General features: G+C 48.4%; 15 protein-coding genes. 7 read left to right on the plus strand and 8 right to left on the minus strand.

Features of this window, described 5'->3' with window-relative positions:
* The first annotated feature begins 131 nt into the window (after positions 1-131).
* Complete coding sequence (locus tag Q4Q50_RS18710) at positions 132-635, plus strand: AlbA family DNA-binding domain-containing protein (protein ID WP_311900581.1); 504 nt, start codon at positions 132-134, stop codon at positions 633-635.
* A gap of 17 nt (positions 636-652) precedes the next feature.
* Here the strand turns inward: Q4Q50_RS18710 and Q4Q50_RS18715 are convergent, their stop codons facing one another.
* The 7 genes from Q4Q50_RS18715 to lptM form a co-directional block, all read right to left on the minus strand.
* Positions 653-1,231, minus strand: coding sequence for a HupE/UreJ family protein (locus Q4Q50_RS18715; protein ID WP_311900582.1), 579 nt, complete (start codon positions 1,229-1,231; stop codon positions 653-655).
* 123 nt (positions 1,232-1,354) lie between these two features.
* Positions 1,355-2,086 carry an HAD-IA family hydrolase gene (locus Q4Q50_RS18720; protein WP_259507226.1) on the minus strand — a complete coding sequence of 244 codons (732 nt, stop codon included), beginning with the start codon at positions 2,084-2,086 and terminating at the stop codon, positions 1,355-1,357.
* Positions 2,086-3,006, minus strand: a complete 921-nt coding sequence (gene xerC, locus Q4Q50_RS18725; protein WP_311900583.1) for a tyrosine recombinase XerC — start codon at positions 3,004-3,006, stop codon at positions 2,086-2,088. The genes Q4Q50_RS18720 and xerC overlap by 1 nt, the downstream gene beginning before the upstream one ends.
* A gap of 57 nt (positions 3,007-3,063) precedes the next feature.
* Positions 3,064-3,693, minus strand: a complete 630-nt coding sequence (locus Q4Q50_RS18730; RefSeq protein WP_011848049.1) for a DUF484 family protein — start codon at positions 3,691-3,693, stop codon at positions 3,064-3,066.
* Positions 3,690-4,517, minus strand: coding sequence for a diaminopimelate epimerase (gene dapF / locus Q4Q50_RS18735; RefSeq protein WP_006083422.1), 828 nt, complete (start codon positions 4,515-4,517; stop codon positions 3,690-3,692). The genes Q4Q50_RS18730 and dapF overlap by 4 nt, the downstream gene beginning before the upstream one ends.
* Before the next feature lie 76 nt (positions 4,518-4,593).
* Positions 4,594-5,838: a diaminopimelate decarboxylase gene (gene lysA, locus Q4Q50_RS18740; RefSeq protein WP_006084396.1), complete on the minus strand. Its 1,245-nt coding sequence runs from the start codon at positions 5,836-5,838 to the stop codon at positions 4,594-4,596.
* Between the two features lie 63 nt (positions 5,839-5,901).
* Positions 5,902-6,093, minus strand: a complete 192-nt coding sequence (gene lptM, locus Q4Q50_RS18745) for an LPS translocon maturation chaperone LptM (RefSeq protein WP_006083425.1) — start codon at positions 6,091-6,093, stop codon at positions 5,902-5,904.
* Positions 6,094-6,172: 79 nt separating this feature from the next.
* Between lptM and cyaY the strand changes: the two genes are divergently transcribed.
* On the plus strand, positions 6,173-6,502 hold the full coding sequence (cyaY, locus tag Q4Q50_RS18750; RefSeq protein WP_006083426.1) for an iron donor protein CyaY: 330 nt from the start codon (positions 6,173-6,175) through the stop codon (positions 6,500-6,502).
* Positions 6,503-6,586: 84 nt separating this feature from the next.
* Here cyaY and Q4Q50_RS18755 read toward each other — a convergent pair whose 3' ends face one another.
* Positions 6,587-8,998 carry a class I adenylate cyclase gene (locus Q4Q50_RS18755; protein ID WP_311900585.1) on the minus strand — a complete coding sequence of 804 codons (2,412 nt, stop codon included), beginning with the start codon at positions 8,996-8,998 and terminating at the stop codon, positions 6,587-6,589.
* Between the two features lie 202 nt (positions 8,999-9,200).
* Here Q4Q50_RS18755 and hemC point away from each other — a divergent pair, with 202 nt between their 5' ends.
* The 5 genes from hemC to Q4Q50_RS18780 all read left to right on the plus strand — a co-directional run.
* Entirely contained in the window at positions 9,201-10,133 is a 933-nt protein-coding gene (gene hemC, locus Q4Q50_RS18760; protein ID WP_006083428.1) for a hydroxymethylbilane synthase, read from the plus strand.
* A gap of 4 nt (positions 10,134-10,137) precedes the next feature.
* Positions 10,138-10,878 (plus strand): uroporphyrinogen-III synthase, encoded by a 741-nt coding sequence (locus Q4Q50_RS18765; RefSeq protein WP_311900587.1) that lies wholly within the window; start codon positions 10,138-10,140, stop codon positions 10,876-10,878.
* A 60-nt stretch (positions 10,879-10,938) separates the two neighbouring features.
* Positions 10,939-12,120 (plus strand): uroporphyrinogen-III C-methyltransferase, encoded by a 1,182-nt coding sequence (locus tag Q4Q50_RS18770; protein ID WP_311900588.1) that lies wholly within the window; start codon positions 10,939-10,941, stop codon positions 12,118-12,120.
* Complete coding sequence (locus tag Q4Q50_RS18775) at positions 12,117-13,283, plus strand: heme biosynthesis HemY N-terminal domain-containing protein (protein WP_311900590.1); 1,167 nt, start codon at positions 12,117-12,119, stop codon at positions 13,281-13,283. The genes Q4Q50_RS18770 and Q4Q50_RS18775 overlap by 4 nt, the downstream gene beginning before the upstream one ends.
* Positions 13,284-13,716: 433 nt before the next feature.
* On the plus strand, positions 13,717-16,131 hold a 2,415-nt coding region (locus Q4Q50_RS18780; protein ID WP_311900592.1), incomplete at its 3' end, for a retention module-containing protein.

The raw sequence follows: 16,131 nt of genomic DNA on the forward strand, positions 1-16,131 counted from the left end.
TCGATTAAATGTTGCTGCTGTGATGCCCCTGAATTACGGTCATCCGCAGAATCTTGAGGCCGGACCTAAGTCTGGCCTTTCAATTGTTGACGTGCTACAACAAGTCATGTGTCGCTGACGGATAAGCTGCCATGACATTTCAATCATTTGCACTCGATGAAATTGCCGACTTACACGAATCGGCCCAAGTAGAGTTTAAACTCGCAGGTGGACGCGACGGCCAAGGTCAATTACCCGAAGATATTTGGGCGACTTATAGCTCCTTTGCCAACACTTTAGGTGGCGAGATCATCCTAGGGGTGCGCGAAGAACGTGGCCATTTCAGCATTCAAGGTATTCCCAATCCGCTTCCTGTTTTACAAGAGTTTTGGGAGATACTCGATAATCCTAGCCGTACTAGCCATAATATTTTGGCGATTTCAGATGTGCAGATCATTGAAATTATGAATAAAAAGCTGATTCGTATCCGCGTACCGCTGGCGCCTGAGCAGCTCAAACCTATCTATGTCGGCGGCGATCCTTACACTGGGAGTTATTTTAGGGTGGGAGATGCCGACATGCATGCGAGCCGTCGGCAGGTCAATCTACTGTTACGCCGCGCCCATCTTTGCATGAAGCAGCTCAAGGCGCGTTAATCCGACATGTTATTACGTCAAAATCCAGCTAACAAATAACCGCCCATGGCCGCAATAGCTGCGCCCGTGACACGCATTAGGTTACGTTGTCCTGTCATCCGCTGCATTCCAAGGCCTATCATTACGCCGCCTAAATGGATTACCGCAGTGCCAAATAAAAATCCTAGAGCATACAAAACCGGGCTTGCCAATGCTGGCATTTCGGCGCCGTGGGCATGTCCGTGGAAAATCGCAAATACGCCCACAAAGGCCATGGCAAATAGCAATGGGATTTGACGATCAAAAGCGATGGCAAGACCGAGTAACAATACCGAGAGGGCAATGCCCATTTCAACGAAGGGAACGGCAATGGCGTATAAGCCTAAAATCCCGCCAACCAACATAAAGGTGACAAATGCTAAGGGGACAGTCCAAATTGCGCGGCCACCGAGCTGGGTGCTCAACATGCCCACACTCAACATAGCCAGCAAGTGATCAAAGCCTAATACGGGGTGATTAAAACCCGACATGAAACCGCCACCCGAATGGATCTCATGGGCCGATACCGGCGCTATCCAACATAAAGTGAGCAGTAATAACAACCCGATACGCGCCATAACACAGCCTTAGTCAGTGACTTCAGTAATATTAGGCTTCACTCTAGTGCAAATTTTGGGAACAAACCTTGATCTCAATCACTCTGGATTAGCAAAGAGGCAGATTCAATGCTGCCCACAGAGTTAGTTTGCGTCGATAGCCAGCACTTTGATTAACGCATCGAGAGCATTAATTTCTAAATGGGGTAACAAGGCCGCAATAGGTAAGGAATCGACTCGGCCAAAACTCGGATTCAACCACACAGACTGGCACCCAGCCAACCGCGCACCACGAACGTCGGCATTCATACTGTCGCCAACATGCAGTAAATGCTGCGGTGAAATATTTAATCGCGAGCAGGCCAATTCGAACATGTCTTTTGCGGGTTTCATATGCACGCCATTGCCTGGATGCAACACAAACTCGAAGGCATCGCCTAAACCAATTCGCTCGGCATCCACATTGCCATTGGTGATGCCTATTAATCTAAAATGCTGCGATAGGCGTTTGAGTAACAAGAGCACTTCGTCAGATACTTGAAAATGACTGCGATGAAAATAAAAACACGCCAATCCTTGCTCGGCGCCGCGTTCGGCTTCGACGGCCGAATACCCTAGCTGTATTAGCCCTTGGCGAAGCGTTGCCAAACGGGCTGCGCTGGTATCATGGGCGAGCTCGCGATTTTGCTGCAGCAGTTGCAGCTTTAGCCTGCGCCAATCATGGGTTTGCCACGCCTGCGACAATGGATAAGTCTGCAACAGAAACGTCGCTAGCTCGGCTTCGGCATTTAAAATATGCGGTAAATTGTCGTACAGGGTATCGTCGAGATCGAAACTGATCGCTTGAATATTTTGAGGTCTAAGATAGCAACGCATTATTTATCCTGTGTTTTTTTCGCTCTAGGATGGGCGTTATCATACACCTTAGCTAAGTGTTGGAAATCCAAACTGGTATAAATTTGCGTGGTCGCTAGGTTCGCATGGCCCAATAATTCTTGCACCGCCCGCAGATCGGCGCTCGCTTCTAACATGTGAGTGGCAAAGGAGTGGCGCAGTTTATGTGGATGCACGCGCACCGATAATGCCTGCTCTTGCCCCCATTTCGCCATCCGCGCCTGAATACTACGATGGGAGAGTCGCTTGCCTTTTTCGGTTACAAATAAGGCGTTATCTTCACAGGGGATCTGCTTTCGGCAATTGAGCCAATTCAGCAAAGCAGCAATCGCTAAACGACCGACGGGGACGATACGTTCCTTATTGCCTTTACCTAAGACTCGCACTTCTTTCAAATCGTATTGCACACTGGATAAATTAAGCGCGGCGAGTTCCGCTAAACGTAAACCACTGGAATAAAACAATTCCATCATGGCTTTATCCCGCAGACTCAGCGGATCTGTACCTTCAATGTCGAGCAAGTGACTGATGGCATCGACATCGATATTCTTCGGCAGCGGTTTGGCTTGTTTGGGAGCACTTAAGCCTTTGGCAGGATTAAGCTCGATCACACCTTCGCGCAGCAAAAATTCACCCCATTGTTTTACCGCAGATAAGCACAGTGAAAGCGATCGCGGGCTTAAGCCTTTGCGGTGCAATTTAGACAATACTTGCTGCCAATGCTCGCGACTTACATTGAGTAGATGCACGCCGTCAGGCAAGAGATCACTACCGCGATTAAGCTCGTAAAGGTAATTACGTACTGTATGGGCCGACAACTGCCGCTCGGTACTCAGATAGCGTTCAAAGGTGTGTAACCATTGAGTATTAAGCGCCGACACTTCGGCTGTTTGCGTACTCATATCGGTTTCCTCATGGGTTTTGCTAAGCCTTGAGTGAGCACAATCGCTCGATAGCCGTTACAGCTTAGCGAGCATGTGCGCCAGCAAACGCCGCAGTTGTTCCAGCAGCATGTTATCCATATCGGGATGAAAATGGGTGGCATCTTGGCTGGCAATAGCAAAAATGACTGGGTTGTCTTCCGACAATTTCGTCAGTGCCACTGACCCCACTTCGCTGCCAAATAGGCGTTTAGCCTCTTGCTGCGTGAGTCGGCCAAAATAGTGACCTTTATGCAGCCTTTGATCCCATATTGCCTTCATATCGGTATCGAGAACGCTGATCAAACGCACATGGCTGAAATTAAACTGTAATTTCAAACTGTCGGCCAACACTTCTTTAAGTGACACTAGATCGGCACAATTTAATAGCTGAAAGGATAACTCAGTATTGAATTGGTAAATCTTCTCGTTACGCGCCGCCATGGTTAACAGACTGGTGATTTCTTCTTCCAACTGGCTCACTCGCTGGCGCAGCATTTCTTGGCGACGTTCCACCAAAGAGATGGCGCCGCGTTCCATGTGAGGCAAGCGCATCGCCAGCAGCAGCTCGGGATAGCGATTAAAAAAGTCGGGATTATCCAGCAGATATTCGCGAATAATCAACTCATCGAAAGGCACATCCGTCTGCGGCATCAAGGGCTCTGTCATAACTGAATTTGTCCATCGTAAACGTGCTGCGCAGGGCCCGTCATCCACAAAGGTTTACCCTCGCCTTCCCAGTTGATGGTTAAGGTGCCGCCGGGTAAATCCACCCGCACTTGCTGGCCGAGCTTTCCTTGCACTTGACCTACAACTACAGCTGCACATGCGCCTGTGCCACAGGCCAAGGTTTCGGCCGCGCCGCGCTCATACACCCGCAGCTTAATGTGGCCTGAGTCTACCACTTGCATAAATCCCACATTCACACCACGTGGAAAACGCTCATGCTTAGTGAGCATGGCACCAATTTCAGCAACGGAGGCGCTCGCCACATCTTCAACGTCGAGCACGCAATGGGGATTACCCATAGAAGCCGCGCCACACAAAAAGGTTTGCATAGGTGTTTGCAGTAAATAGGTTTTTTCAGGTTTTTTGGCTTTGAAGGGGATCTGACTCGGTTCGAGGATCGGCACGCCCATATTCACGGTAACAGTACCGTCTCGCTCTAAGCGCAGAGTCATCTTGCCAGACGAAGTACTGACACGGATTTTACTCTTATTTGTCAGGCCTTTATTACGCACAAAACGGGCGAAACAGCGGGCGCCATTGCCGCATTGTTCGACTTCAGTGCCATCGGCATTGAAGATGCGATAATGAAAATCTAAATCGGGATCATAGGGCGGCTCAACTAAGAGTAGTTGGTCGAAACCTATGCCAAAGTTACGGTCGGCTAAACGGCGGATCTGCTCAGGCGAAAAGAACACGTTCTGCGTGACCCCATCGACCACCATAAAATCGTTGCCCAGTCCGTGCATCTTAGTGAATTGGATCAAGATACTTATCCTTTAAGCCGAGGCGCCGCTCATAAAGTATGAAACCAAGCGCCTGAATCAATATAATTTTTCTAGTTTACGGCAGGAGTTGCTCACCTTGCCAGAGCTGAGACAATTTTTCTCGCTCACGCACTAAGAAAGCCTGCTCACCATCCACCATCACTTCAGCCGCACGAGGACGCGTGTTGTAGTTAGAGGCCATGGCAAAACCATAGGCACCACTCGAACGCACCGCCAGTAAATCACCCGCGGCTAACGCGAGCTGGCGATTTTTACCTAAAAAGTCACCGGTTTCGCACACTGGGCCAACAATATCAAACTCATAGGCTTCTGAGTCCCTTGGCACGACTGGGATAATATTTTGCCATGCACTGTAGAGTGCGGGACGAATCAAGTCATTCATCGCGCCATCGACAATCGCAAAACGCTTGTCGCTGTTTTCTTTAAGATACAGCACCTGAGTAACAAAAATCCCCGCATTGGCGGCAATCGCACGGCCCGGCTCGAAGATCAGCTTAAGTTGACGGTCGCCCAAACGCGCTAATATGGCAGCGGCATACACATCAGGATGTGGCGGCGTTTCGGCATCATAGGTCACCCCTAAACCACCACCCACATCGAAATGCTCAATAACGATACCCTGCTCGGCCAAACGGTCGATTAACGCAAGCATACGATCCATCGCATCAAGGAATGGCTTGATTTCAGTCAGTTGTGAGCCGATATGGCAATCGACACCTTTCACTTTTAAATGTGGCAACGCATGGGCACGGGCGAAAACGATTTCAGCCTCATCCATAGCAATACCGAATTTGTTTTCTTTAAGGCCAGTCGAAATATAGGGATGGGTTCCCGCATCCACATCGGGATTAATCCGCAGGGACACAGGCGCGACTTTACCTAAACGACCTGCGACCAGATTTAACAGCTCAAGCTCAGCGCTCGATTCAACGTTAAAGCAATAAATGCCCAGATTAAGTGCCTGTTCCATTTCAGCCGCAGTTTTACCCACGCCAGAGAACACCACTTTAGCGGGATCGCCGCCCGCTTCCATCACTCTTGCTAACTCACCGCCCGACACGATATCAAAACCACTGCCTAAACGTGCCAGCACATTCAGTACAGCCAAGTTCGCATTGGCTTTAACCGCGTAACAAATCAAATGTGGATGATCTGCCACGGCATTATTAAAAGCATGCCAATGGCGCTCTAGCGTGGCGCGGGAATAGATATACAGCGGTGTGCCATAGGTTTGAGCTAAATCGGCAACCTGGCAGCCTTCGGCGTGCAGGGCATTTTGTTGGTAGAGAAAGTGATCCAATGTCTGATTCCTTACTGCGCTTTATCGCTGCTATAGTGATGGTCGTTGTAGTTATAGCGATTGTTATTGTTGTGTTTTTTGTGCTTCGATGGCTCTAATTTCGGTTTTAATCTCTTCCACTTCAGGCACAGTTTTAGCTTCATCAACCTTTTTAGGTTGATTCACCTCTGTGGCGGGCGATCGATAGAGGGGGCCCTTCTGGCCGCATGCCGTAATGAATAGGCTACCAAGCAATAACAATAAAAACAGTCTCATTTTTCTCAACATCTGTGCATCTGGTGACTAATGGCCTTATAATCGCACCCATCTTGACGAAAGCAAAGGACAGAAATGCATGGCCATTACAGATACAGAATTTCACCAGCTCGCCGATGACATGTTCCAAGCCATAGAAAATGCGATTGAAACTGCGATTGATGAGCAAGATGCCGATGTTGATATCGATGCCAGTGGCAACGTATTGCAATTAGAATTTGTTGATGGCTCTAAGATAGTGATCAACAAGCAAGAACCTTTGCATGAGATTTGGGTAGCCACACGTTTTGGTGGATATCATTTTGGTTTTGTTGAAGGTAAATGGATGGACGGACGTAATGGCGGCGAGTTTATGCCATTCGTGCAAGAGTCTATCGAGCGCCAAGGCGGAATTAAGCTTAGCTTTTAATCTAAGCCAGTCGTAGCGCAAGCCATAATAGTGCAAAACAATAATGGGAGCCTTGGCTCCCATTATTTATGTTCAAAACCCAGCTTAAAACTCAGTGTCTTGGTCACTCATATCTATGCCGAACGGCGCCACAGTTAACTCCCCCGCCACTCGTACTAGATGGAAAAACTGCGGAATATTGAATCGCGCCCGTGAAGCATAATGCTCATCGAACACATAGTGATGACTGACTTTATTCACTAACTCGGCCATGTTTGACCCCGCCTGTACATAGTGACTCAGCTGATTTTCCTCATCGAGAATAAATACATCCAAGTTATCGACTCGTTGGCGTAGAAAATATTGAATCGCCCCTTTCGCCGCATAGTTCTGCACCACTTTAGGCATGCTCGAAAAGGGATCGTCACCCAATTCAGGCCGCGGCAGCAATACAAGATGACTGCGGGATAACTGCTGATAAAAAGACTTAGCATCGCTCAAATCCTGATAGGCCATGCCTAAGGGATTAAAAAAGATCCCATAGCGGGTATGACTTATTTGCAGCGGTTGCACTAAGGTGCTGGATTGCTGCACTTTTTGGCACAAACGCATGGTTTGCTTAAGCAAATTTTTCACCGCTAACTTGAGCTGTGGCCGCAATTTTTGCGAGCAACTGATCACATCCATGTCAACGGGTAAGCTGGCCCGCCTGAGTCCTGGCGTCACAAAGGCTAAGGCTTGTAATACCGCGGTATCGCCTTCGAAACGATGGCACTGCCATTCGCCCCAACTATTCAAACAAATGGCATCTAAGGCGCCAAGCATATTGGCTTTTTTACGCCCGAGTGAGAACACGTTAGCATTCATCACATCGACCATCATTTCCTGTCCGCCCCATTCAATGGTGGGATCGCAGTCCAGATTAAGCACAAAAATCAGCTTACGAAAATGCCACGGCTGGCATAAGTCCCGTTTCGACACGCGCCAATCGTGGTCGATAAAATTCAGTAACCGCTTAGACGCTTCGGTAAGCCGTTTCGACTTGGCCTTACTCTGACCGTATTCGTGCCATTGTGTTTCAGGTGTCGAAATTCCGTTTAGACATGCCCAGATCATCAAGGCGGACGGGGTTTTGCCCTTACATATCGCCGACTCACCTAACAAATTTTGTGGCAGCGGCTCCTGTCGATAAAGATAATATTGCCGCTCGCGCGAGCTTGACACAATAGTCACGTCGGACTCGGCGACCGAGGCACTCCACAGCAGATTCAGCTTAGCGATTTGGTCTTCATCTTGGCTAAAATAGGTGTGTAATTTACGGGTGAGCATGCCCAGCTCTTCAATCCGCAAGCCTTCATTGAGCTCATGGGTCGATGCGAAGCGCAGCAAGGTTTGATAGCTCGCCAACAAGAGCTCATTCAGCTGCTCGTTAAACCAATTGAGCTGACCACTGTGCCAATGTTCACAATCATCTAAGGTGCTGATCAAACTGTCGGGCCATTGCCAATCCTGCACCAATTTTTGCAGCTTAGGATAACGCCAATCTTTGCCCTCTTGCGTGCGGCTCAAGTGCACGCCACATTTTAGATAAAAGCAGCGCCGCGCAATCTCAAGCCGACGGGTATCATTCTGCTTGAACAAATAGGTTTCGATAATCTCGTAGATAGAGTAATAAGCATCGTTCGACGTCGAAAAATCACCGGCTAAGGTTTTCTGCCAGAGGCGATCACAAAGCACCGTTGAATTGGGATAATCGCTGGCATAGGCCTCGAGTAGCAATACTTTAATCAACGCCTTATGGGGCTTTTCTAAACCTTTATAAAGCTGCCATAAGGAAGCACCAAAGTACTCACTCGCAGGTAATTCATGCACATCGCCTAAAAACAAGAGTGCAGGATTGAGTTTAGCGTCAGGCCACCATGCAATGGCTTTACCCGCCAGACGAATTTGACTGCGATAAAACTCTTCCAGTAACAACCAGTGCTGGGTGCTGCCACTGTGCTCATGGGCCATAGTTGACAGACAACCACGCAGAGTTTGATCACCACAAAACTGTTGTGGGTGGACTAAGTAAAAGTTCACCTCAAACTGATACTCGGCAAACCAAGCCGTCAATCTATCGGTTTTAATCCTGATCAGCGCTAACTCTTCAGGGCTTAAATCGGCTCTATGCACTAACCAAACATCGACATCACTCTTGGTATTTTGGCCAAAACTGCCAGTACTGCCCATGGCATATACGCCATCAAAGGCATTGATGTCCGCTTCTTGGATAATAAAAGGCAGCGAGAAAACATCGCAGGCTTGGGATTCAATTTCGCTAAGCTGATACTCATTAATTCCGCAGGGCGTATTAGCGGCATGATAGCCGGGATACTGAACGCTGTTCTGGTGGATTAAAAAGGGGATCAAATGGAATAAGTGTTTTTGCAGCGGCGATAGCAAAGCCAAGGCGCGCGCAATGCGGACCTTATTAAGTCGTTCAGCTATATCAGGAAACTGTATTTGCCGATCCATTCAAAAACACAACACTTAGACACTTATGAGAAGTGTGCTCATGTTAACACTTTTGCAAACACGAGCAACTATATGTGAAGCGCATCACACTTTCACGCTATGTAGAACATCGCCGACTTCAAAGAATCGATACGGCTTCCTTACATAAACGATTTGCCAATGTTAGCATTGGCGCAACTAAGATCTTTGATGGAAACTAGGCATGTCTGAGAACCGCATACGTATCGCAACCCGCAAGAGTCCGCTGGCCATGTGGCAAGCTGAATTTGTTAAAGCCGAATTAGAACGCATTCACCCAGGTATTGTGGTGGAATTGCTGCCAATGAGCACTAAGGGCGACGTTATCTTAGATACGCCGCTAGCCAAAGTGGGCGGTAAAGGTTTGTTCGTCAAAGAGCTTGAAGTCGCTATGTTAGACGATCTTGCCGATATCGCCGTGCACTCAATGAAAGACGTGCCAGTCGACTTCCCTGAAGGCTTAGGTCTTGAAGTGATTTGCGAGCGCGAAGATCCCCGCGATGCCTTTGTATCGAATTTATATAAATCGATCAGCGAATTACCACTAGGCGCAACTGTGGGCACCTCGAGCCTACGTCGTCAATGTCAGATACGAGCATCACGTCCCGACCTCATCATCAAAGATTTACGCGGTAACGTGGGTACGCGTTTAGCTAAGCTCGATAACGGCGAATACGATGCCATTATTCTTGCCGCTGCTGGCTTAATCCGTCTGAAATTGTCTGAGCGTATTGCCAGCTTTATTTCTGCCGAAGAATCCTTACCCGCCAACGGCCAAGGCGCTGTGGGTATCGAATGTCGCATCAACGACGAACGTGTTAAAGCGCTACTGGCGCCATTAGAGCATTTAGAAACTCGCTACCGTGTTCTTGCCGAGCGCGCGATGAACACTCGCCTTGAAGGTGGATGCCAAGTGCCGATTGGCGCATTTGCTGAAATCGATGGTGACGAGATGACGCTACGCGGCCTAGTCGGTAACCCCGATGGCAGCGAAATCATCGAAGGCGTGATCACAGGTCCAAAAACCGAAGCCACGCAATTAGGTGTTGCCCTTGCTGAAGAGTTACTCAGCAAAGGTGCCAAAAGCATTCTCGACGCCGTTTACGCTAAAGCCTAAGTCAATGAAAGTCTTACTGACGCGCCCCGAGGGGCGCAATCAGTCCATGGTCGATGCCTTGAATGAACGAGGCATTGCTCACTGGGTCACACCTCTGCTGTATGTCGAAGCAACGCCCGCTATCGCAACGAATACCCCGCATCCTTTAGCACACGCCGATATGGTTATCTGCATCAGCGCCAATGCTGTGACTTTTGCGGATAACGCCTTAACTACTACAAATCCACCCCATAAAGCTTGGCCTCCAGCTCAGTACTTCGCGGTAGGGCATGCGACTTGGGACGCATTAGACCAACTTGGCATTTCGGCCCTCGAAGCCCCTGATGATTGCCAGCAAACCGAAGGGCTGCTCACTCTCGCGCCGCTGCAAGAGATTAAAGGTAAGCAGATTACTATTATACGTGGTGTCGGTGGCCGCGAAGCCTTAGCCGAACAACTGGCTGCGCGCGGTGCACATTTGCGCTATTGGGAAGTGTATCAACGAGCTTGCCCGCCACTCGATGGTCAACAGTTAGCTCTGCAATGGCAAGCCTTCGGGATAGACACGATTGTGGTGACCAGCGGTGAAGTACTGGATAACCTGATTAATTTAGTGCCAAAAGAGTTATTTGCATGGCTGCGCTCATGTCATATCATAGTCCCCAGTAACCGAGTAGAAGCTCAAGCTCACGCCTTTGGTATAACCCAAGTCACCAATGCCAATGCCGCCAACAGCAAAGCCGTGCTAAACGCCCTTAAACTCTGAGCGCTATTTAGCCCGATTTTACTCGAATTTCGGCAGTAGCATGTTTTCAAGGACTGTTAAATGGATAACAACAAGCACGACGCAAAGAGCCCAGAATCAGAGGCTACCGCTATTATTGTGTCACCGGAAACAACCGATGACATGTCCGCAACATCAGCGTCATCCACCGAATCCCAAACAGCCAAAGCCAGCCCTTCAACCGCGCCGAGCCAAACGCCAGCATCCAATAGAAGCTCGTGGGCGATTCGCTTTGGGGTTTTATTAGCGCTGGGTTTAACCGCTTGTGCCCTTGGCGGCGGTTTTATGCTGTACCAACAGATGCAACAGCAACTGCTGGCGCAGGATGCGAAAAATATCGCCCTGCAGGACCAATTACAGCAAGCGCTGTTGCAGCCAAATCAACGTATTGGCCAGCTTGAACAGCAACAACTGAATGATGCTAAGACTTATCAAGAATTAACAAAATTGGCAGAAGACCAAAATCAACTGCAGGACAGGGTCAATAAACTGGCCCAGCGCAGCCCAACGCATTGGATGGCCTCTGAAGCCGAATATCTCGTGAATATGGCGGGCCGTAAACTTTGGTTAGAGAAAGATCCCCGCACCGCCACCGATCTATTAAAGTCGGCGGATGAAACCATCGCCGCCATGAACAATCCGGCGTTACTGCCTATTCGTAAGGCATTAGCAAAAGACATCGCCGCCACGGCCAGCATTAAAACCACAGATATTGATGGCAATGTATTGGCGCTCGATGCCTTAATTGAACAACTCGATAAACTGTCACTGAATCGCACCGACGCAGAAACCGATGCGCCAGAAGATACAACGATTACTGGGGATTTGAATGATTGGCAGAGCAATCTGGGTAAAACGTGGAAAGCGTTAACCCAAGACTTTATTACCATACGCCACAAAACCGCCGATGCGCCCGCTTTACTCGCACCAGAACAGCAATGGTATCTGGTGGAAAACATTCGCCATAAACTGCTGCAATCGCAACTTGCGTTATATCGCTATGACAGAGCGGCTTATCACCAATCATTGATGATGGCGCGCAAGTGGATCCAAACCTATTTTGATACGCAAGATCACAAGACAGCTGAGGCCATCGCCGAAATAGATAAATTAGCAACCTTAGAACTTGATCCTATTACCCTGAAATCTTTTGCAGCTAAACCTCTGTTATTACAGCTGACTAGTTATGGCGAGCTGACCTCCTCAGAGGATGCGCCACTATGATCAAAATATTAATTTTCTTAGGGATTGTGCTAATAGGGCTCTGTATCAGCCCTTGGTTGGTTGGTAATACAGGTTATGTCTATATCGCTGCGGGTGACTACCAGATTGAGACCAGCTTAGTCTTTGGGATCATTGCGTTAATTGTATTTTATGCCGTATTCCAAGTACTCGAATGGCTAGTGATTAGCGCCATCAACCTGATGCTGCGCAGTCGTTTTATTCCCCATCACTGGCGCCGTCGCTCGGCTAAAAAACATACCTTAATGGGTGCACTGGCTCTGGCTGAAGAAGATTGGCCAGCAGCGGAACGCGCCATGATAAAGGGCGCTGACAACGGCGAGCTCCCTGCACTTAATTTACTTGCTGCGGCCCGTGCCGCTCAGTATCAACAAAAAATAGCCGAGCGAGATCAATATCTTGATCGCGCTGCAGCGCAACCTCTTGCCGCGAATGCCGTCGCAACCACTCGCACTCGATACCTTTTAAAGCAAGGGGAATTAGCCCTAGCCCGCACCGAGCTGGATAAATTAGCACCGACGAGCAAGAGTAAAGCGCCAGTACTCAAACTCGCCCTTGAGTTATACCGAACCCAAGAGGATTGGGATGCACTCAAGCTGTTAATACCTATTTTGAAGAAGCGTCAGATCCTCGATGATGCTCAGCTGAATGAGCTCAATATCGCAACAAATTGCGCGTTACTCAAAGCCGCAGCCATCAAAGGTGAAGAAGCCTTAGAGCAATGCTGGCAGTGGTTATCCCGCAGTGAACGCAATCAGTCTGATTTTCTGGCGATTTATGCCATGGGTTTATGCCGCTTTAATCGCAAAGACCAAGCGCTGAAACTAATCGCGAAAAAGTTACGAACCTCTCCCGAGCCAGCACTTTTACATGCAATTCCTGAAATCGCGACAGCCCAAGACACAGAGATCCGTAAACAGTTACTCAAGCATGAAGTCACCCATGAGAATAATGCGGACTACCAGATGTGCTTAGCTAAGCTTTATCAGCAAACGCGGGATATGAAAGAAGCCAGAAGCTGCTTGCAGAATGTTTGCCGACTCGAACCAACAAAAGCCTCATGGCTGGCGCTCGCACGGATTCAAGAACAGTTAGGCGAACAAGGTCACGCCAATCAAAGCTATCGCCAAGCAGTTAACTTATAGCTCTACGACATCAATAAAGATAACGCCGTGATTTGCACTGTTGTGAGTCACGGCGTTTACCACTCACGAAGGTTCTTGCTTCATTCGAACTCAAAAACGAGACTCACTAGGTCGGTTTGTGTCGTTTTCATAAAAAATTAACCTTCCAATCCTAATTAATTTGTTATAAATATACTTAACTACAAAGTTGAAAAATACTAAATGCAGCCCTTTTTATAAATATATCTACTACATCTAGTTACACATCTGAATCCTGTCTTTTTTATATCCAACATCTCGCAAACCCCAGTCGGAACAAGCAATACAGACGTGTCAAAAAATTGACTTGTGACACTTTGTTAGCTAAAATTCGACCACTTGTATCACAATCCAACACATATGTTGGATTTGTGCGTCTGTGGAATTAACACACTTTGGCTGTTGGGAGCTAATTATGGGATCGGTAATTACATCAAAGAAAGGTTTGCTTAAGTTAGTAAAAGGGCAAATCAATGTCGAAGTTGATGGTTCAAATCAACCCGCTAAGGATGGCGAACAACTCCCAAAAGGTGCTGTGCTCCATATTGACGAAAACGCGACCTATGAGATCACCTTCGACGATGGCACTAAGCTATCGAACGAAGTTGCCCCCAACGAACCCGCAGTAGCCACCAACGCCACTGACGCGGCCGCCTTAGATGAAATCCAAGCATTACAAGATCTTATTGCATCCGGTGAAGACCCAACTCAGAATCTTCCAGAAACCGCAGCAGGGAACACTCCAGGCCGTGACGGTAACTCTGGCTATGTCACTCTCGCTCGCAGTGGTAGCGAAGTCTTAGCCACATCAGGATATTCAACTACAGGTCAAGCACTAACAGGCACTACGGCCAATGATCCACAACTGACCATTGCTGCAGATTCCCCATCGGCACTAGCCAATGACAGCAATACAACCGATGAAGATTCCGTTGCCACAGGTAACGTACTCGATAATGACAATGATGTAGACTCAAGCTTAAGTGTTGTGAGTTTCGAAGTCGGCGGTACCACTTACGCAGCAGGTACCGAAGTCACACTCGAAGGCGGCACTTTAGTGTTAAACGCCGATGGCTCATATACCTTTACACCTAATGAAAACTGGAATGGCCAAGTTCCTGTTATTACTTACACCACTAACACGGGTGCAAGCGCAACTCTTACCATTAATATCTCGCCTGTAGATGATCCATCTGTTCTGGTCAACGATTCAAATACAGTCGATGAAGATACAGCTGCTACAGGCAACGTACTTGATAATGACAGTGATGTGGACTCAACCTTAAGTGTTGTGAGTTTCGAAGTCGGCGGTACCACTTATACAGCAGGAACTGAAGTCACGCTCGAAGGCGGCACTTTAGTGTTAAACGCCGATGGCTCATATACCTTTACGCCCAATGAAAACTGGAATGGCCAAGTTCCTGTTATTACTTACACCACCAACACTGGCTCTTCAGCAACATTAACCATCAATGTCACACCAGTCGCCGATGGGGGGCCTAGTGTCACTATCAATACAGATACAAACAATGATGGTTTTATCAGTAACGAAGAGCTAGCTGGCAATACTGAGGTCAATGTCACTATTGGCTTAGATGGCACAGGTGCAAATGTTGGCGATACGCTGACTGTTAATGGTGTTGACTACACACTGACTCAGGAAGATATCAACAATGGCTTTGTGAATCTCAACCTTCCTGCTCCCGGTGAAGGCGAAACGATTACAGTTGTGGCGACTATCACAGACAGTGCCGGTAACACATCTCCAGAAGGCAGTGATTCAGCACTACTTGATACGACTGCGCCAACAATTACTGTTGATGCACCTGATGATACCCAAGATACTACACCAACGATCACAGGTTCGACTGATGCACCGCCAGGTAGCACTATTACGATTGTTGTCACCGACAGCACAGGTGCAGAGCAAACTCTCACCACCACAGTAAACCCTGATGGCACCTATTCCGTAGATGTCACTAATCCACTCGCTGAAGGCGGCTATACCGCTGTAGCAACAGTGACAGATCCAGCAGGCAATACAGGTGAAGCCACAGATAATGGTAATGTTGATAACACAGCACCAAATATTACCGTTGATGTTCCCGATGTAACCAATGACACGACCCCGACAATCACGGGCACTACAGATGCCCCTCCAGGTAGCACCATAACAATTGTTGTCACCGACAGCACTGGTACTGAGCAGACGCTAACCACCACGGTTAACCCTGACGGTACTTATACTGTGGATGTTACCAATCCTGTCGCCGAAGGCCCTATCACAGCAACAGCGACAGTTACAGATTCAGCAGGTAATACCGGCACAGCCACCGATGACGGTAGCGTGGATATCACAGCACCTAACATCACTGTAGATGCACCCGATAATACACAAGATACCACCCCTACTATTACTGGTTCGTCAGATGCAACGCCAGGTAGCACAATTACGATTGTTGTCACAGATAGCACAGGTGCAGAACAGACATTAACAACGACGGTTAATGAAGATGGCACCTACGCAGTGGACGTCACAACCCCTCTGGCTGAAGGTGATTATACCGCTGTAGCAACAGTAACAGATCCTGCTGGCAATACAGGTAAAGCCACTGATAATGGCAATGTAGACACCCAGATTGACCAAGATGGCGACGGCAACACCGTGGCGATCACCAGCATTACCGATGACACCGGCGCCTCGGGCAGCGACTTCATCACCAATGACAACACCTTAGTCTTCAACGGTACCGTCGATTTGGACGATGACAGCACCTTGGCCGTCACCATCAATGGCGTGGTCTACACCACCGCCAACGGCTTGGTGATT

Origin of the sequence: Shewanella scandinavica, from assembly GCF_031932065.1 — a bacterium.
Taxonomy (GTDB): Bacteria; Pseudomonadota; Gammaproteobacteria; order Enterobacterales; family Shewanellaceae; genus Shewanella; species Shewanella baltica.